The sequence below is a fragment of the Proteus sp. CA142267 genome, assembly GCF_003336825.1.
Taxonomy (GTDB): Bacteria; Pseudomonadota; Gammaproteobacteria; order Enterobacterales; family Enterobacteriaceae; genus Proteus; species Proteus terrae.
The window spans coordinates 147,920-165,259 of record NZ_QPMG01000005.1 but is presented as its reverse complement, the minus strand read 5'-3'; the positions used below and the strand labels follow the sequence as shown (position 1 = coordinate 165,259).

18 protein-coding genes are annotated in these 17,340 nt (G+C 39.3%); 6 read left to right on the top strand and 12 right to left on the bottom strand.

Annotated elements, in window-relative coordinates:
- The first annotated feature begins 131 nt into the window (after positions 1-131).
- A complete protein-coding gene (locus tag C0T34_RS10775; protein ID WP_109850160.1) occupies positions 132-557 on the top strand; it encodes a TonB family protein in 426 nt (141 codons plus the stop codon).
- A 75-nt stretch (positions 558-632) separates the two neighbouring features.
- On the opposite strand, the gene C0T34_RS10770 is transcribed toward C0T34_RS10775, so the two are convergent.
- The 12 genes from C0T34_RS10770 to C0T34_RS10715 all read right to left on the bottom strand — a co-directional run bounded on the left by C0T34_RS10770 (position 633) and on the right by C0T34_RS10715 (position 13,036).
- Entirely contained in the window at positions 633-2,132 is a 1,500-nt protein-coding gene (locus tag C0T34_RS10770; protein ID WP_098941929.1) for a lipopolysaccharide kinase InaA family protein, read from the bottom strand.
- A gap of 27 nt (positions 2,133-2,159) precedes the next feature.
- Positions 2,160-3,656 (bottom strand): PP2C family serine/threonine-protein phosphatase, encoded by a 1,497-nt coding sequence (locus tag C0T34_RS10765; RefSeq protein WP_109850159.1) that lies wholly within the window; start codon positions 3,654-3,656, stop codon positions 2,160-2,162.
- Positions 3,656-4,696 carry a TerY-C metal binding domain-containing protein gene (locus C0T34_RS10760; RefSeq protein ID WP_109850158.1) on the bottom strand — a complete coding sequence of 347 codons (1,041 nt, stop codon included), beginning with the start codon at positions 4,694-4,696 and terminating at the stop codon, positions 3,656-3,658. The genes C0T34_RS10765 and C0T34_RS10760 overlap by 1 nt, the downstream gene beginning before the upstream one ends.
- 105 nt (positions 4,697-4,801) lie before the next feature.
- Complete coding sequence (locus C0T34_RS10755; protein ID WP_098941932.1) at positions 4,802-5,440, bottom strand: VWA domain-containing protein; 639 nt, start codon at positions 5,438-5,440, stop codon at positions 4,802-4,804.
- Positions 5,440-6,081: a TerD family protein gene (locus C0T34_RS10750; RefSeq protein ID WP_098941933.1), complete on the bottom strand. Its 642-nt coding sequence runs from the start codon at positions 6,079-6,081 to the stop codon at positions 5,440-5,442. Before C0T34_RS10750 ends, C0T34_RS10755 begins: the two co-directional genes overlap by 1 nt.
- Positions 6,082-6,098: 17 nt before the next feature.
- Positions 6,099-6,737: a VWA domain-containing protein gene (locus C0T34_RS10745; RefSeq protein ID WP_098941934.1), complete on the bottom strand. Its 639-nt coding sequence runs from the start codon at positions 6,735-6,737 to the stop codon at positions 6,099-6,101.
- Between the two features lie 518 nt (positions 6,738-7,255).
- A complete protein-coding gene (locus tag C0T34_RS10740) occupies positions 7,256-7,747 on the bottom strand; it encodes a hypothetical protein (RefSeq protein WP_023582799.1) in 492 nt (163 codons plus the stop codon).
- Positions 7,748-8,031: 284 nt separating this feature from the next.
- Complete coding sequence (locus tag C0T34_RS10735; protein ID WP_109850157.1) at positions 8,032-8,976, bottom strand: HpcH/HpaI aldolase/citrate lyase family protein; 945 nt, start codon at positions 8,974-8,976, stop codon at positions 8,032-8,034.
- A complete protein-coding gene (locus C0T34_RS10730; protein ID WP_098941936.1) occupies positions 8,976-10,052 on the bottom strand; it encodes a cysteine protease StiP family protein in 1,077 nt (358 codons plus the stop codon). The genes C0T34_RS10735 and C0T34_RS10730 overlap by 1 nt, the downstream gene beginning before the upstream one ends.
- 2 nt (positions 10,053-10,054) lie before the next feature.
- Entirely contained in the window at positions 10,055-10,825 is a 771-nt protein-coding gene (locus tag C0T34_RS10725; RefSeq protein ID WP_098941937.1) for a hypothetical protein, read from the bottom strand.
- Positions 10,818-11,954: a phosphoribosyltransferase domain-containing protein gene (locus C0T34_RS10720; protein ID WP_192940917.1), complete on the bottom strand. Its 1,137-nt coding sequence runs from the start codon at positions 11,952-11,954 to the stop codon at positions 10,818-10,820. Before C0T34_RS10720 ends, C0T34_RS10725 begins: the two co-directional genes overlap by 8 nt.
- 14 nt (positions 11,955-11,968) lie before the next feature.
- Positions 11,969-13,036: an ATP-grasp domain-containing protein gene (locus C0T34_RS10715; protein WP_109850156.1), complete on the bottom strand. Its 1,068-nt coding sequence runs from the start codon at positions 13,034-13,036 to the stop codon at positions 11,969-11,971.
- A gap of 324 nt (positions 13,037-13,360) precedes the next feature.
- Between C0T34_RS10715 and C0T34_RS10710 the strand changes: the two genes are divergently transcribed.
- From C0T34_RS10710 to C0T34_RS10690, 5 genes are read left to right on the top strand one after another with little or no spacing between them, the layout of a single operon-like run.
- Positions 13,361-13,945 carry a TerD family protein gene (locus tag C0T34_RS10710; RefSeq protein ID WP_072064329.1) on the top strand — a complete coding sequence of 195 codons (585 nt, stop codon included), beginning with the start codon at positions 13,361-13,363 and terminating at the stop codon, positions 13,943-13,945.
- The gene (locus tag C0T34_RS10705; RefSeq protein WP_098941940.1) at positions 13,946-15,118 is read left to right on the top strand and encodes a TerD family protein; all 1,173 of its coding nucleotides are present in this window, start codon (positions 13,946-13,948) and stop codon (positions 15,116-15,118) included.
- A gap of 25 nt (positions 15,119-15,143) precedes the next feature.
- On the top strand, positions 15,144-15,599 hold the full coding sequence (locus C0T34_RS10700) for a tellurite resistance TerB family protein (RefSeq protein WP_023582792.1): 456 nt from the start codon (positions 15,144-15,146) through the stop codon (positions 15,597-15,599).
- A 34-nt stretch (positions 15,600-15,633) separates the two neighbouring features.
- Positions 15,634-16,674, top strand: coding sequence for a TerC/Alx family metal homeostasis membrane protein (locus C0T34_RS10695; RefSeq protein WP_098941941.1), 1,041 nt, complete (start codon positions 15,634-15,636; stop codon positions 16,672-16,674).
- A gap of 53 nt (positions 16,675-16,727) precedes the next feature.
- A complete protein-coding gene (locus tag C0T34_RS10690; RefSeq protein WP_072070083.1) occupies positions 16,728-17,306 on the top strand; it encodes a TerD family protein in 579 nt (192 codons plus the stop codon).
- Positions 17,307-17,340: the final 34 nt, after the last annotated feature.

Genomic DNA, 17,340 nt, shown 5'->3' with positions numbered 1-17,340 from the left:
GGATTTAAATAAAATGGCAAAAATAGGATTAATTGCACAGTTTTTCTTAACTAAACGTAGATCTGAGAATAGAAATGATTATGATATGTGTTATTGTGTTTTAATACTTAATCTTATTTTAGAAACGAAAAATGAAAATAAAATTAGCTATTTTAAGTTTATTTTGCAGCACCATTTTACTAAATGGATGTGCTACTCAATCAATACAGCCGGATGCTCAATCTAATTTGTTATTGAAAACAAAATTAGTCGATGAACCAGAGAAAATGACTCAAAGTGAAATAAAAGAGTCAAATCTTACGGTTAAAAATTATCCTAAGAATTTATCACGTCCATTACCTACTTATCCTGTAAAAGCGGCTACTCAAGGCATTGAAGGTGGATTAAAGGCGAAATTTGATGTTGATGAAAATGGGCATGTACAAAATATTAGGCTGTTAGATTCCCCTTTAGTGGATGTTTTTGGTTTGTCACTTATTCACGCTATGGAACAATGGCGCTATGAAACAGGAAAACCAGCAAAAGATTTAAATTTGGTTATAGAATTTAAGCTTTGATCTCAATATTAAATTTAACACAATGAAAAAAGAGAATAACCCGCGATAAATTAAACGGATTATTCTCTTACTTTATTAATTTGACACTAATTGCACCACAACAAGTCGTCCGCCTTCTTCTGTCGATAATACAAATTGCAATCCATCAGTTAATGCAATTTTATCGCCAATTGCTATCTGCTTTTTCTCTGGCAATACCATCAATCCATCAATACGCTCATTAACAAGCCACCATGTTGAATTGTGATAAACAAAATAACCTACACGCTTTTTCTGTTCATCGGTGGTGCGTTCATTAGGTGCAATAAGGCGATTAACATGCCAAGGAAAGAGTGATTGATTACTCCAAACCATTAAGCGGTGATCGTCAGGTCTAAAGCTACCAGCTTTTCGTGAAGAGTAGAGATTTAAAATCGGCAATTGCCCTTTATATGGGGTATGACAATAAGGACAAACAGGCTGAGTCTTTCCTGAAAAAACATACCATTGCTGTTCACAATCTTTGTTCTGACAAGGTTGAACTAAGTCTACCGTTTTGACTAAAGCGGTTTCCCATTCATCTGCGGTAGGGCGTTGTGAAGGATCGTGTAACCCTGTAATAAAGGCTCTTTCAAAAAGAGGTGTTAGGTACGGCCCCATAATTGTGTATGGGATTTTTTCAGGATCTGCCCAAGGGAGAGATGACGGTTTTACCTGATTCAATTTGACCGCATTACTACGATCGGTTGGGTGTTCAATAAACAGCGCTTTTTCACCCATAGACAGTGTTTCATCACGCATTTCATCGTCAAGATCGTGAATTTTACCGCCACGTAATGGATGACGATAAAACAGATACATATAGATTAATACCGCAAGCGCGTGCCTATCGGTCGTAATGCTTGGCAAGATACGGTTAGGATCTTCTTTCGGTAAATGGCTGGTTTTTACCACTTCTGGCGCAATAAAATCAGGAGTACCCACAACATCAGGTGGGTATTTGCCGGGAACCACTAAACCGTCAATATCAATAACACAGGCATGGCCTTGTTCAGGATCGATAAGGACGTTTTTATAACTTAAATCACTATGGCATAAGCCTGCGGCATGCATTCGGCGCACGGCACGAGAGAGCAGTAAACAGACTTTCAGATAATTTAATAGATTGCCTCTTTCGCGAGGATCGAGAAATTTATTTTGGTTGTTGGCACTTGCAAACCATTTACCTTCTTTTTCTCGACCTTTTATTGCCAGAAAGTCGTTGTTTTTAGAGCCATATTTGAAGAAAAAGTGGGATTGATAAGTCGGAACAACAATACCAATTTTACCTTGATGTTCGACAACATCTGTTGGCCAGCAAAAGAGGTTTTTCCAATATTCTCCGCCACTTTGCTCAAAGATATTATGTCGATAAGAGCCTGTTATCATATCGATTCTATCTTTGGCTTGTGCATTCTGTTTTGTTTTATAGAAGGCAACAACATAGGTTCGGTCAGGGGAAAAATAGACATCTTTCATTGAACCAGAGCCAATAATTTCATTGACGTACTGAACTGTTTTTCCACTTTGCGTTGTACAGGTAATGATCTCTGCCATGAAACTCACCCATTCTCTCTTTTATGATTACCAAGCCACAACCAGAGTGCGGTCATCGTGATTGCCTGCTGAAAAGAAATTCAGCCATTCAGTCAATGCTTTATCTGCATTTTCAGGAGAGGCTAAACAAGGCGATATTTCATCAATGAGTGCAGCCCATTTATTGGGATCTTGTAAGCCATTATCTGTTTCAAATACCGGATCAGACACTCCGTCCGTCATTAAAATAAGATGTGAAATTTCTTTCCACTTACCAATAATAATGCGTCGATTAAACTCAACATCATTGAGTGCACTATCATCAAGAAAACGGGTTTGCCCTGCATATTCACCACTATCAGGAATACCTAAAATGCGCACTTTTCCTGCGGGACCATAAGCCGCAATTGCACCATCTCCCATCCAAAATGAGGCAGCAAATAACTCATCATTGATACGCAAAGAAACCGTGGCTAATAACGTAGTCGAAAAAGATTTTACCGGTTCATTAATATGAATGGCTTCGTTTTTGAGGTTATTAACTGCCAATTGTGCTGCATTACGAAAGAGTTGAGCAAAGAAGTTTCCTACTTTATTAATGGCATTATTGTCATTCCATTGATGGATGGCTTCAAGATGAGGTTTAAACGCTTCATTCCCCTCACTTAGCTGTGATTTTAAATAGTGGCTTACGGTATTGATAGCAATGCGTGAACCTTCACGAGAATAGCGTGCACTACCCGCACCATCTGCGACAATTAAAATATTCCACTGGCTTTGCTCATCGTGGTGAATATAAAAATCATCATCACGGAATGTGCCTGCATGTTCATGAGAGCGACCGCGACGGCTAGCACCTGCAATACGAATATCTTCTTCAAGAATAAGTTTGCTATCTATATGTGCTTTGGGATAAGGGCTGTCTGCGGGAGGCTCGTTGATTTGCCATAAGCTACGAGGATCAGGATTGATGATTAATAAGACGTCATTGTGATAGCGAGTGCTATTAACAGACCAATGGACAACCAATGTGAAATTGCCACTTTTTGTTGGCATACCTACTAAGCAACGACTTTCAGGATCAAAACTTATTCCAAGTGCTTCAGGGAAATTAACCGATTCAATTTCGGCAATTTCGAGGGTATCTAGCTCGATATTGAGCGTGGAGTTAAACGCGGTACCTACTTTGGCATTAGAAAGGGTAATTTTTGCCGTAGGACGTTGAATAATCGGTTTTTCTGTTGGCATTGGCGATGAGTGTGTTGGAATTTGTCCCGGTTTTAATAGGCTCTCTTCTGGCAACGATGTTTCTTCAGAGGCTAAATCGCGGGCTGGTGGTAATAACAGAAGAATAGGTTGTGCTTTGTCTTGCGTTGTTATTTTTTCTGTCGTTTTTGCTTTGATTCTATCAATAATAAAATCAATATGTTGTGCGATTTCTGTATCTTCATACAGCGCAATAACCAGCTCTTCATCTATCGGAATGCGCTGTTGTGTCAGTATGTCATCAATAATCAGTTTTGTGAGTAGGGCTTTTTTATTCATTAGCCTTTACCTCGTGTGACATCAAAGTCAGATTGATTGCTGTTATCCCCAAAGGTGATGTTATTATCACACCAAGGGCAAATAACGGTTTCAGGGCCATTTACACAGAGCAATTTGCCACATTGGCAAACAGCAAAAGCAGTCGCATTGCCACAATAAGGGCAACCTGGAGTGCCATGAAGTTCACTGGTATTAACTTGATATGCGGTGGCGCTGAGATCACTCCATGCAAAGTAATCTTCATTTAAGGTGTAGCAACCCGTTAAATTAAAGCCATTAAGGTTAAGATTAAAATCCAGCCCTGAAGCTTTCATGGGTGGGCGTTCATATTTCATTAAATAAGGTGAGCGTGTGTGGCTACAACGACCGACAAAAGTGACACAAGATTCATCATAAGCACGCTCGACATCATCTTTTGCAAGACGAACAATATGCTCTGTTTGACTTAAAAGTGGTGGTGGCTCTTCGCCAACACATCGGCTATGAGAAACCACGGACATCGTTATCCATTTAATAAAACGAGTAAAATCGCCTTCTTGTGCTTCGGTAAATAACAGTACATTTTCAGTTAATTGTGACAGTACATGTAAGTCTGCACTTAATCCTAATCCAATCGCAATTAAATTAACTTTGTTGGCGTAGTGAGCTTTCCAGCGCTTGATCTCTTGTGTGTAATCATCGGTAGGCCTGCCATCTGTTAAAAGGTAAACGACAGGCTTCCAATCACCTTTTTGCTCAAGCGTGGTTTTTCTTACTTGAGTGTCGATTTGGTGAGAAAGTTCTCGTAATGCACTGCCTAATGAAGTGCCTCCTCCTAATGGAAGTTGAGGAGGGTAAAAAGAGACGACTTCAGTGAGTGGAACAATCGTTTTTGCAACACCAGCAAAGGCGATAATAGAAACATAAGCAGTTTCAAGGGCGTGTGGATCACGCCTTAGATCGCTAATAATAGTTGTTAGACCGTCATTCATCTTTTTTAGGTTTTCACCAATCATCGATTCTGAACAATCTAAAACAAAGAAAATGGGTAGCCTTCTCATTGTTGTACCTTATCACTTTATTGTGGCTGTTATGTATTGTGATGGATAAACCAAAGCCTGAATAAAATAAAAGCAAAGCCTTTTGGAGCGCTTTGCTTTTGCGGATCACAGTACCAGTTGGATTTCAGGAGGTGGTGGCGGTAGGGTATCTTTATCCGTATTCACGCCTGCACTTGAACTGCCGGATGCAACACTGGCAGAAACCCATTTAAAGAAGCCAGAGAAGGCATTGGAGTCTAGTGTTTCTAAAGCCACTACTTGAGATGTGAGCTCTTTAAGGTGATCGTGTTTGGCTTTCGGGCCAACAGCACAAGCGATGATCGAACCAAATGAACGTTTTTTCACTTCTTTAATCGCTTCACCATAAGCGTAAGCATCAGAAGGTGTGCCATCGGTCATTAAAAAGACGAGGGGACGCCAGTCACCTTTTTGGTTACCATCAGAGCGTTTAATATCACGATCGACACACTTGATTAGACACTCCAGTGCTGCACCCGTAAAAGTACCGCCAGAGCTAGGTACGGTGATATCAGAGAATTGGAAATCCTCTAATGCGGTTAATGGGATAAATTCACGCGCCTCATTATCATAGGTAATGATGGAGATATGCACACTTTCTAATGCGTAAGGATCTTGTCTCAATGCATTAAGCATTGTTTGTATCCCGACATTAACCGCATGAATAGATTCACCTCTCATTGATCCAGAAGTATCAATTAATAGGTAAACGGGAAGTCTTCTCATTAGGTGAAGTCCTTTAAGTAAGAAATGAAGCTATCTGAACTTGAAGGCTCGCCAATGGCGATAAGTTTCCAGCCATTTTCTTCTCTGATTAATTCAGCAAACAGCATTGAACGTTGGTTGTTGAAGGCTTCGCCTCCAGATAAATCAAAACGAGCCATTTCTACATTTTTGGCATCAACAGCGCGGATAAAGGCGTTTTGTACTTTACCGAAGTGTTGTTGTAGCTCTCGGCCATTGTAAATCTGAACAATAAAGACAATTTTAGTAAATTTAGGATCAAGTGTGTTTAATTTCACGATGATCTGCTCATCGTCTCCATCGCCTGCACCTGTTCGGTTATCACCAGTTAACCAAATCTGTCCTGATTTATGTTGTAGGTTATTAAAGAAAATAATATCGCCATTGACGAGTGAAGGGTGTCCACCTTCAATTTTGCCTAAATCGTTTACTTTACCGTTTTCGCCACATAAGAAGGCGATAACATCTAAATCGTATTCTTCGCTTTTTTTACCAAAAAGCCCACCAAGGAATCCGCGTTTTTCTTCGTTGATATCCCAGCCTAAACCGATAGTGACAGAGGAAAGGTCATATTCATTTTTCTTTAAACTAACACCTTGTCCTTTTTTTAAACTAATAGACATATTCATTCCTTTTTTATTTAAAGTACAACGTTAACCTCAGGAGGTGGCGGTGGTAAGTCATCAAGATCACTAATATCTTTCTTAGTTAAATCGACCTTTTGACTACCGACAGAAATACTGGCTGAAACCCACTTAAAGAATGACTTAATGGTGTTGGAGTCTGCAGTATCTAGCTGTAATACAATTTCGGTGATATTTTTGAGCACATCAGTTTGTGCCGCTCGTCCTGCCGCACACGCAATAACAACACCCGTGCGTGCCGCTTTAAATTTCTCAACGCCTTTTTTCCAATCGTCTGTTGGGGCACCATCTGTCATCACAAAAACTAATGGGCGCCAATCGCCTTTTGTTTCAGCCGTGGTTTTTTGTACTTCTTTTTCAATACGACTGGAAACTAAAGTAAGTGCTGAACCTAATGCAGTTGTTCCACTTGCGATTAAATCAGGTACTTTAAAATTAATTAAATCAGTGAGCGGTACAATCTGTTGTGCGGTTGAATCAAAGGTGATGATAGAAATATAAGCGGTTTCTAATGCGTAAGGATCTTGGCGTAGTGTTGATAAGAGCATTTCAACGCCATTTTTTACTGCTGCAATAGGTTCTCCATACATAGAACCTGATGTATCAAGTAAAAGGTAGACTGGCAATCTTCTCATGCATTTATCCTGTGAGTGAGATAGAAATAAGCGATTAATATACTAACCGACTCATGAAGGTGTTCAATTGAGATAATGCTTAGTTTAATTAAATTAGGGAAAAAACGCAGTGATGATTGTCCAATATTATTAATCTGAATAAAGATAGTATGAAAAGTAAAATAAAAGAGGAATTGGGCTATCTTTTACTCTTAAATTGAGTTGTCGAGTGATTTAATTTTATCAAAGAAAATATTTTTTATTGTGCTATCACAATAAGAGTGGCGCTAAATGATTGACTTATAATGACTAGGTATAAATACTTTTTAATTAAAAACAATATAAATTATGAAAAATTAATTAATTCAAGCTGTTAGCGTATTGGTGATTTCTATTTTAACGTAATTTAAAATAGAAGAAGAGTAAGAATAAATATATATAAACTTATTAAATAAGTTTATATATATTTATTCATTTTTATTACTTTATAAAAAAATAACTTGATACCGAAGTATCAAGTCACTTTTTATTATCTATTTTTAATTCTTTTTTTCTTTTTCTTTCTCGGCTATTTCAGCGAGTGTTGATTGAATTAAATTTTCAATATAGTGATCAACTAATAATTCAACAGCTTCGCTACGTGTGGAATTATTTAAATAAGATAATCTATCAATCTTACGTAATGCCGACATTTTTAATGAAAGTGAAACTGATTTTTTCTTATCTTTATCGAGATAAACTCGGCTTGTCATTCCATTATGGCGAAGATCTTCACTGGCAGATAATGCCTCACGCATACGGCGTAATGCTTTACTATCGAGTTGACCTCGTTCAGTCATTTGATATGCGCGAGAAGCTTTGCTGTACTTTATTTCAGCGCCATAAGAATCTCTTATCTCTTTTAAAACGCGCGTTAACGTAGGCTCTGAGCATTCAAGAGCAGAAATAATCTTAATGGTTGGAACCTTTTTTCCAGAGCTTAAAAGGGTTGCCAGTGTAAAGACTCTGACCTGACGAGTGCTTAATTGCATGCTTAGTTACCACTTATTCTGTCATTCGTGTGTTAAAATATTCAGCAGTAATTTCTATTATTCTTGTTCTGTATTGACAAGGATAAATAAAATAAGCTTCCTATTAAATGTAGTATAAATTAATAATTGAAATAAAAAAAATACACTTTTTTAAATAAAAAAATTCGCGTTATTCTTATAAGTTCTAGCTAAAGATAACATGCTTTAACTAGAAACTTATAAATCGAAATCAATATAAGATAATTATTTTATCTCATAGAGATTACCGCCCGTTATAGAGTATTTTATGTTGCGTTAAAACGTTGAGCATTATTTTGTTGGTTAGGAATAATGCCATAAATTTTAGCTCGAGTTAAAATACTCAATGCCCAACGACGATGTGTTGCCGGTTCACACATTGCACCTTGTGATTTAAAGACGGCTTGTGTTGAATTTAAAATACGCAACGCATCTGAATGATCAGATTGAGACACCATGAGCGCTTGTTCAATTTTATGAATTTGCTTTGGATGAATTGCCGTTTTACCAACAAGGCCATTGGCAATATCAAGTGCCAGCTCTTTATCCATAATGTGGTGATCATCAATATGCTCACAAACAGGCGCAGTAAGGGCGAACTGACGAGCACCAAAGACAGCAACCAACATTTTGATCACGTAACCCATTGGACCATCATAAAGTGTTAATTGGCGATTACGTCTAAGAGAAATAACATTCATTAAATCATTGCCACCAATACGTAATGCGATAATTCTATTATGGCAAGGGTGAGTTAATAGGTGGTTTGCAAGTTCTGTCATTTGAATAACATCAAACACTTCTTCTGTTTCAAGTGTTGGCATCATACATAAATGCGTATTTTCAATAATATTCCACCAAATTGGCAGAGAAGCTTGCGTGAATTTAGGCAAAACAAGACCATCGATAGCACTGACATCAAGGTTTTCAGTGATCCATTGCCCCATTTCAGTGTGACGAGGGCGAATAAACAGCAGTGGCCAATGGCTACAATCACTGTTTTTTTTGTGTTCTGCTAAGGTATTTAATAACGTAGTCAAATTTTCTAACGCAACAGGAATATCGGCATCACTCACGGCATCTTCTAAACAGATAATTAAAGAGCGTAACCCTTCAATTTTCTGGTTGATAATCGTTGTTGCGATATCTGTTCGTGTTGCAGGCATATAAAGCGTTGCCCCTAAATTCCACGGGGATAATCGTTCAATCATTATTTCACCTTTTTAATGATAGTCACTGCACGATATTGACCAAGCGCTTGCCCCGCTTCAATAACAGCAATATTTTTTTCCTGCGCAAGATAAACCAGTAACGCAACATCAGGATCGGTTATTTCTCTTACAAGAACATGGTCAGGTACACGGCGTAAAACAGCGCGTGTGGCTTCAGCAATACCGGGTTTTATACGATTGATATTTGAAATATCATATTTGTTTGCAAGTGAACTAACGACGTTTTCGCTCAGCTTTTTTAAGTCTGATTGTTGTTCTTTAAATGTGGCGAGTGGAATATCGTTGTCAATTAATGTATCAACGACTTTTCCAACAGTATCAACAAGGTAACGACTGCATTCATACTGTTTTAAATGTTGGCAATCCACAAAACCGTGAAAGCCTTTTTCAGTCCAAATTGAACGTGAAATTAATCCTGAAACAGGGGCTCCCATGATCCCAAAGGGGATAAGCCAATCTTCATCGCTGGCACTTAACCATGCACAGCCACAAGGATCAGCAAGGACGACAAGACGAGGTTGAGCAGGATAGCCTTTTCGCCCTGATAACGAACGAATAAGTTCACCTGTAATAGCGCCTTTTCCTGTCCATCCATCAACAAAAACAATACCTTCTGTACCGTGGCGTTGTTCTATCCATGAAAGCGCTTCGCTATCAATACCTCTATCTCGAATAATACTAATACCGTAGTGATAAGAGATTTTTCCCATTTTACGCAATGTCTGTTGCAACATGACACCTAAAGGAACACCTGCACGAACCAGGCTTGTTAGGATTATTGGGGTATCACCAAAGCGTTCAATCAGAGATTTAGCCAACATGATGACTTCAGTTGCTAAGCGAGTAGCGCCTGTTTCTAGCGCTTTTTCAAAGAGATCTAAATGCCATGTTGTTGGTTCTGGCTCTTGACTTAGCATGTCAGAATAGTGACGTTTACCCGACTGTATCAGCTCTTCTTTTAACTCAACGGGTGTCATTTCGATGTTCACCGGTTGAAGTAGGAAATCGACATCTCCTGATACATAAGAGCCAGAAAATGGCTTATGATCCATCATGTTTATTCTCCAAAAATTTTTGTGTTAATCGCATCTGCAAATTGGCTTTGACGAGGAAGCCCATACCAACTGCATAATTTCATAAAGCGATGATCACTAAGGCTGTCGCCAAGTCCAATCACAGGGAAAACACCTCGCTCAGCTTTTAATTTATTGAGCAAATAGGTTACAGCTTTGCCTTTTTCGATAGGCTCTGGTAACCAAGCAATATTGTTGCTGTTGCGATGAATATAAAAACCGTCGGTTGAAAATGTTTTTTCTATTTCATCACCTATGGCGTATAGCTCGTCCAAGCGAGTGCTATCGTTATGCTTCATGACTAAATAAATAGGCAAATCACCATATTCATAGTTAATACGTGCCCAACCATCAATATTTCGTTGCGCCATCAATTGCGTAATTGATTGTTGTAGCGTCAGCAAACGCTGTGTATAGGGTGCTAAGCTTTGAGTGATATGGTTTTGCCATTGTGCATCTGCATTACCTTCAGGCGTTAATATCACCGCACCATGTGTGGTAATCGCCCAAGAATGAAACGCAATGGTGACTCGGCTAATTTCTTCCGTTCCGCGTGCAGTAACTGGAATTAAATCCGCGTGCTCTAACATCCAATCGACAAGCATGGCTTGCTCTTGAGTCATAAAGCTACGGGGTTCTAAGCTTCTATCGAGCGCACCGGTTTTATAGGGTTCTAGCGCTAACTCATCGACCATTTTACGACGTGTTTGAAATAAGGTGTCGTCGAGATCAGTTAAAATAACAGGCTTAGTCATAACTGATTACCTCAACAATAGGGGCAACTTTATTGAGGGCTTCAATCAGTTGGTGGTCAATACTTTCGGCTGGTGTTTCACAACAAAGCAAAATGCGATCAAATTGTTGATGAGCCACGTTATAGACGAAGTTAGGAATACCTAAACCATAATTATCAGTAAATGTAATCGCTGATTGAATGGCAAAATTGGTTGAAATAGGTGAACGGGTTGTCGAGCTATATTTTACGATAGCACCTTGTTTTTCAAGACGTTCAGCGAGTAAGAACGGTTCCCAGACAAATTCTCCCGATCCTAAAACAAGGATCTTTTCACCCAAAGAAGCATTGATGAATAAGCCTAGATCACTTGCCGGCGTTGTCATCCCTAATCGACCCCAGCTCTGTTTACCGGTGATCGCAACTTGCCCTGATGCAGTAATATTAACATTAGGCATAACAGGTAAAGGCGCGTTTGGATTGGCGTCCCATTGCCATTTCCCTTGAACTAAAGAGAGAGTCTTAATCGGTAATGGGGAGCGCTCAGAGATAGAATCACCACTCCAATCAGTTAAGGTTACAGCGATAACCTGCTCAATATGGGTTAATTCACCTTCTTCACGTAGTGCTGAAAGCAGGTTAATAAAGGTATTGCCTGTAGTGGCTTCATCATCAATTAATACAACAGTTTTTGCTTGTTGTACCCACTGGCGTTGCTCTGCTGTTTTAGGCAAATAGAGTAAGTGATCGGTCGCGTGGCTGTGATTTTCTTTAAACTCACACAGCAATTCACCCTGATCAACAGGATGACGTGTTGATGTTAAATAAATGGCTTGTTGATAGCGATTTCTCACTTCATCAAAAACGCCAGCACCTAAACCGACTGCGGTTTCTGCCATACCAATAAACAGAACAGGGCCTTCAAGTGAGTCAGGAAATTGACAGGCAAGCTTTTGATAGGTTTCACGCATTTTTTTCGGTGAAACAGGGATATGCCGCCCCAATACTTTACTGACAAATAAAAATGCACGCTTAGGATTGCGTCTTTCTGCAATATCAAATAATTCATCAAGTAACTCAATAGGGCAATTTGGCGTCACACTTAATGTGCCACTAGAAAGAGGGCGACGATAAACGGATGAGTCACTCATACTATTTTTCATTATTAATTATTATCCGTACTGATTAAGTTTGTTAACGTTGAATTGAAAACAATAGAATCGGTGATTGAGCGTATTTTTGTTGGTGTAAAATGGTTATTTTGGGCTTGAGCCTCTTCAATACTCATTAATCCTAATTGGCGTAAAGCAAAAATACCTGCAAGGTTAATTCCACAATGTTGGGTATAACCAATACCACCAGAAGGGCGCATATTAATTTCAAGTAAGAGCGGGCGACCTTGATGATTATTTCGAGTCTGCACATTCACAAGCCCATCGGCTTTCATCGCTGTTGCGCACGCTTTACCTAATTCATAAGCTTCACCTGAAATTTCCAAATGCTGTATTGCACCCTCTTTGCGTCGAGCAACAGCGGCAATAACATTACCTTGCTCAACCACCATATCCACCGAGTATTCTGGACCCGGTAAATAAGGCATTAAGACTAAAGGTTCAAAACGCTCAACCGCTTTTAATGCATCAAGATATTGTTGAGGATTGACTTGGCGATTTTCTGGGTGATTAAACAGTGCCATCGGCGAAACTTGATTATCAAAACGCCAAAAACCCATGCCATAAATCCCTTTTACAGGTTTGATGCATAAAGGAGTTTCACCAAAAGGAGGCTCTTTTATATGCGCTTCTAATTCATCGATCGATTCAATGTAAATAGAAGGTACCGCGGGAAGTCCACATTGTTCCATTGCTTGTGCAAAGGCGACTTTATTATCAGCTAATTGAAGCTGTTCAAGTTGTGTGGCTCCGGTTGTTAATTTTACCCCTAAAGACTCAATTTCTTGGCGGTGTAATTCAAACCATGCGCTATTACGCCCCGTGTGAATGACACTCACTTGATGCTGTTTTACAACATTAGCGATAAATTTTAAGCGTAATGTCTCTTCAAGCGGTTCATAAAAAGCCCCATCAGCAAGCGATAAAATCTCATTTCGAGTATGACGATGAGATGCAAACACAACGATCTCTTGGCGCTGCTGTTTTGCAAAGTCTTTAACACTTTGAATTATATCGCGTTGTGATGATAAACCTTCCATAAACCAAACTGTGTTATTCATTACTCTGTATACCGTGAAATAAAAGTGTAGGGTTCGATGCCTATAATCATGAAGATTTCGAAGAACTGTGTCAATCATAATATGATTTATTTGAGTTAATTTTAAAAATGGGTGATTGATTGCGTTATTATTATGGTTTTCTTATGTTTTTAACATTTTATTACAATAAAAATATCATTAATATCAATAGGTTGACAAAACTTTAAGTTTGAATAAGAAAAATAGTCTTGCTCGTGTACTTCATCATGATATGATGATTTTCATGATATGGAATTAATCACAAATGGCGTTATTGTTTCACTCTACCTCTGAAGGAATTTAATTATGGTTTCATTAAGCAAGAATCAAACAGTTTCTCTCAGTAAACAAGCACCTACACTGAGCCATTTAATGTTTGGTTTGGGCTGGGATCCGATTAAGAAAAAAGGATTATTAGGCGGTCTTTTTGGTGGTGGTGGTTCTATTGACTTAGATGCAAGTTGCGTATTGCTTGACGCAAGTGGCAATCAAATCGATACCATTTGGTTTAGAAAATTAAAATCAAGTTGTCAGTCAGTTATTCACTCTGGTGATAACTTAACAGGTGACGGTGATGGCGATGATGAAACAATTTTCGTTGATTTAGACCGTTTACCAACAAATGTTGAATACTTGGTATTCACAGTAAACAGTTTCCGTGGACAAACATTTAATGAAGTTGAAAACGCATTCTGCCGTGTTGTTGATAAAACAACTAACAAAGAGCTGGTGCGTTATACCTTAACAGAGCAAGGCTCTCATACAGGTATCGTGATTGCTTCTTTGCAACGTAATCATGGTCAATGGGATTTCACTGCGTTTGGTGCGCCTTGTAAAGGCCGTGTTATCAACGACATGATGCCTGATATTGTGGCTACGGTGGTGCGATAAATGAATATGACTCCTGGTGGGAACTTACCAGTTCCTAATCAAACATTAATCGTTAGAATTCAATCAGGTGCACCTGTTGATGTTTCTGCTTTTAGACTTTATGCATCAGGTAAAGTGAATGGCGACTCCGATATGGTGTTTTATGGGCAGACAGCCAATGATGATCGCACCGTTATTTATGCGACAGCAGGAAACAGCACATCTTTTACTGTGGATTTAGCGCGTTTACGTCCTGATGTTGAAAAGATTGCGTTTACGGCAACTTGTGATGGCCAGCAAACAATTGCAAATTTACAACGATTATCGATTCAAGTTGATGCTAATAATGAAGTTGTAGCGAACGGTAATGTTGATATTAACGGCCGTCCAGAAGCAGCATTAATTTTAGGTGAATTGTATCGTCGTAATGGTAGTTGGAAGTTCCGTTTTATTGCTCAAGGCTTTAACGGCGGTTTAAAACCACTTGCTGAACATTTTGGTGTTGATATTGCAGATCCAGCGCCAGCACCAGCACAGAAACCGGCACCAGCTCCAACGCCAGCGCCAGAGCCAAGTTCAGTGAACTTAAGTAAGGTCTCTTTAACCAAAGAGAAACCGGCAATCAGCCTCACGAAGAAAGATGACTTCGGTAAAATTCGAATCAACCTTGATTGGCATCGTGAAAGCAAAAGCGGGGGCTCTGGGTTATTAGGTGGATTGTTCGGTGGTAATAAAGGTATCGACTTAGATATCGGTGCATTCGTTGAACTTCAACAAGGGCATAAGTCTGTTATTCAGGCATTAGGAAACGGATTTGGCGATTTTAATCGTATTCCTTATGTTGAATTGCAAGGCGATGATCGCACCGGCGATGTTGCTGGTGGTGAATGGATCTTTGTGAATGGACGTGAATGGAAAAATATCAAGCAAGTGCTGATTTTCGCGTTTATTTATGAAGGTGTGCCGAATTGGAGCAAGACGGATGGCGTGGTCACTATTCATGTGCCAGATCAACCACCTATCGAAACACGCTTAACTGATGGTAATAATGGTCGCGGCATGTGTGCGATTGCCCGACTCGTTAATGAGAACGGATCAATAAAAGTTGAACGTCTCAATGAGTTTTTTAAAGGCCACCGTGATATGGATAATGCGTACGGGTGGGGGTTTCGCTGGACAGCGGGCTCTAAGTGATCAAATTGATATAAGGAAAAATAACATGAGTTTTTTTAACAAATTAAAAGAAGGTTTTAATACAGGCCGTTCTGAGTTAGCCAAGCAAGTTGGTCGCTTTAAAAATAAAAAATTTATGCAAGGTACTGTTGCGGTTTGTGCGCGTATCGCCATTGCCAGTGACGGTGTGAGTTCTGAAGAAAAACAGAAGATGCTTGGTTTTTTAAAAGCATCAGATGAACTTAAAGTTTTTGATACTACTGAAGTTATCGAATTCTTTAATAAGCTAATCTTGAGTTTCGAGTTCGATACTGAAGTCGGTAAAGGCGAAACCATGAAGTATATTCTGGCAATGAAAGATCAGCCAGAAGCTGCGCAATTAGCTATTCGTGTCGGTATTGCTGTTGCGAAGAGTGATGGTGATTTTGACAATGATGAAAAAGAAGCGGTGCGTGCTATTGCCATTGCATTAGGCTTTGAGCCCGCAGAATTTGGTTTGTAATTAATTTAATATAGGGAACCGTTCAGGAATTATTATGGTATCCACACATATTGGTTTTCCGACAGAAACTGTCATTGTCTTTGTTGTACTTGCGATTGGCGCTATTTTTATCGACTTATTTATGCATCGTGCAGATAAGCCGATAACGTTAAAGAATGCCATATTTTGGTCTATATTCTGGGTTGCCATTGCAATGGCATTTGCAGGATTCCTTTATATTCACCATGGTGCAGAAGTTGCGAGCTTATTCGTAACAGGTTATGCATTAGAGAAGGTGCTTTCCGTTGATAACTTGTTTGTCATGATGGCGATTTTCTCTTGGTTTGCTGTACCTGACCGCTTCCGTCACCGCGTTCTTTATTGGGGTATCATCGGTGCTATCGTTTTCCGTGGGATCTTTGTTGCCATCGGTACAGGACTGTTAAGTTTAGGACCATATGTTGAGATAGTATTTGCCTTAATCGTTGCTTGGACGGCGGTTATGATGCTGAAAAGCGGTGATGATAGTGAAGAGATTGAAGACTATTCACAACATCTTGCTTATCGCTTAGTTAAACGATTTTTCCCTATATGGCCAAAAATCACAGGGCACGCTTTCGTATTAACACAAAAAGAAGTCGATGCTGAACTAGCAAAACCAGAAAACAAAGAAATTACTATCGGTCGTGGTACAAAAGCAGCGTTATATGCAACACCACTTATGCTGTGTGTGGCGGTTGTAGAGCTTTCCGATGTGATGTTTGCTTTCGACTCGGTTCCCGCTATTATCGCAGTAAGCCGTGAACCCCTTATTGTTTATAGTGCAATGATGTTCGCAATCTTAGGCTTACGTACGCTTTACTTCGTGTTAGAAGCGTTAAAACAGTATCTGGTTTACCTTGAAAAAGCGGTTATTGTGTTGTTGTTCTTTATTGCTGCAAAACTGGGTTTAAATGCAACAGATCACATCTGGCAACATGGATACAGCATCTCCGCGACAACTAGCCTATTTGTTGTGCTAGGTGTTCTTGCTCTGGGTATTATTGCAAGTTTTGTATTCCCAGAGAAAAAAGATGATGAAGGTAAGACAAATTAATAAATATTCTTGAGAAATCAGAATATTAAAAACAAAACTAAAGAGGTTATAAAATGAGCGTTTCTCTTTCTAAAGGTGGTAATGTCTCTCTGAGCAAAGCAGCCCCAACGATGAAAAACGTCCTTGTCGGACTTGGTTGGGATGCCCGTTCTACAGATGGTCAAGATTTTGACTTAGATGCGTCTGTATTTCTGTTAGCTGCAAATGGAAAAGTGCGTAGCGATGCCGATTTCATTTTTTATAATAACTTAAGATCTGCTGATGGCTCAGTTGTTCACACAGGTGATAACCGTACCGGTGAAGGCGATGGTGATGATGAAGCGCTGAAAATCAAATTAGACATGATCCCGAATGATGTCGATAAGGTTATCTTCGTTGTGACTATCCATGATGCGCAAGCTCGTCGCCAAAGCTTTGGTCAAGTATCAGGTGCATTTATTCGTTTAGTTAATGATGACAACCAAATTGAAGTTGCTCGTTATGACTTAACTGAAGATGCATCAACAGAAACAGCAATGTTATTTGGTGAACTATATCGCCATAACGCGGAGTGGAAATTCCGTGCTGTTGGTCAGGGTTATGCAGGTGGTTTGGGTTCAGTTTGTGCTCAATATGGTATTAATGCCTCTTAATAGTCGATTTGTAAGACACTAACTGCTGGCAGTC

Coding starts and splice junctions, on each gene's coding strand:
- C0T34_RS10705 (WP_098941940.1), top strand. CDS start 13,946: ATGAATATGACTCCTGGTGGGAACTTACCAGTTCCTAATCAAACATTA.
- C0T34_RS10740 (WP_023582799.1), bottom strand. CDS start 7,747: ATGCAATTAAGCACTCGTCAGGTCAGAGTCTTTACACTGGCAACCCTT.
- C0T34_RS10755 (WP_098941932.1), bottom strand. CDS start 5,440: ATGAGAAGACTTCCCGTTTACCTATTAATTGATACTTCTGGATCAATG.
- C0T34_RS10770 (WP_098941929.1), bottom strand. CDS start 2,132: ATGGCAGAGATCATTACCTGTACAACGCAAAGTGGAAAAACAGTTCAG.
- C0T34_RS10730 (WP_098941936.1), bottom strand. CDS start 10,052: ATGATGGATCATAAGCCATTTTCTGGCTCTTATGTATCAGGAGATGTC.
- C0T34_RS10745 (WP_098941934.1), bottom strand. CDS start 6,737: ATGAGAAGATTGCCAGTCTACCTTTTACTTGATACATCAGGTTCTATG.
- C0T34_RS10700 (WP_023582792.1), top strand. CDS start 15,144: ATGAGTTTTTTTAACAAATTAAAAGAAGGTTTTAATACAGGCCGTTCT.
- C0T34_RS10760 (WP_109850158.1), bottom strand. CDS start 4,696: ATGAGAAGGCTACCCATTTTCTTTGTTTTAGATTGTTCAGAATCGATG.
- C0T34_RS10765 (WP_109850159.1), bottom strand. CDS start 3,656: ATGAATAAAAAAGCCCTACTCACAAAACTGATTATTGATGACATACTG.
- C0T34_RS10695 (WP_098941941.1), top strand. CDS start 15,634: ATGGTATCCACACATATTGGTTTTCCGACAGAAACTGTCATTGTCTTT.
- C0T34_RS10720 (WP_192940917.1), bottom strand. CDS start 11,954: ATGAGTGACTCATCCGTTTATCGTCGCCCTCTTTCTAGTGGCACATTA.
- C0T34_RS10775 (WP_109850160.1), top strand. CDS start 132: ATGAAAATAAAATTAGCTATTTTAAGTTTATTTTGCAGCACCATTTTA.
- C0T34_RS10710 (WP_072064329.1), top strand. CDS start 13,361: ATGGTTTCATTAAGCAAGAATCAAACAGTTTCTCTCAGTAAACAAGCA.
- C0T34_RS10715 (WP_109850156.1), bottom strand. CDS start 13,036: ATGAATAACACAGTTTGGTTTATGGAAGGTTTATCATCACAACGCGAT.
- C0T34_RS10735 (WP_109850157.1), bottom strand. CDS start 8,976: ATGATTGAACGATTATCCCCGTGGAATTTAGGGGCAACGCTTTATATG.
- C0T34_RS10750 (WP_098941933.1), bottom strand. CDS start 6,081: ATGTCTATTAGTTTAAAAAAAGGACAAGGTGTTAGTTTAAAGAAAAAT.
- C0T34_RS10725 (WP_098941937.1), bottom strand. CDS start 10,825: ATGACTAAGCCTGTTATTTTAACTGATCTCGACGACACCTTATTTCAA.
- C0T34_RS10690 (WP_072070083.1), top strand. CDS start 16,728: ATGAGCGTTTCTCTTTCTAAAGGTGGTAATGTCTCTCTGAGCAAAGCA.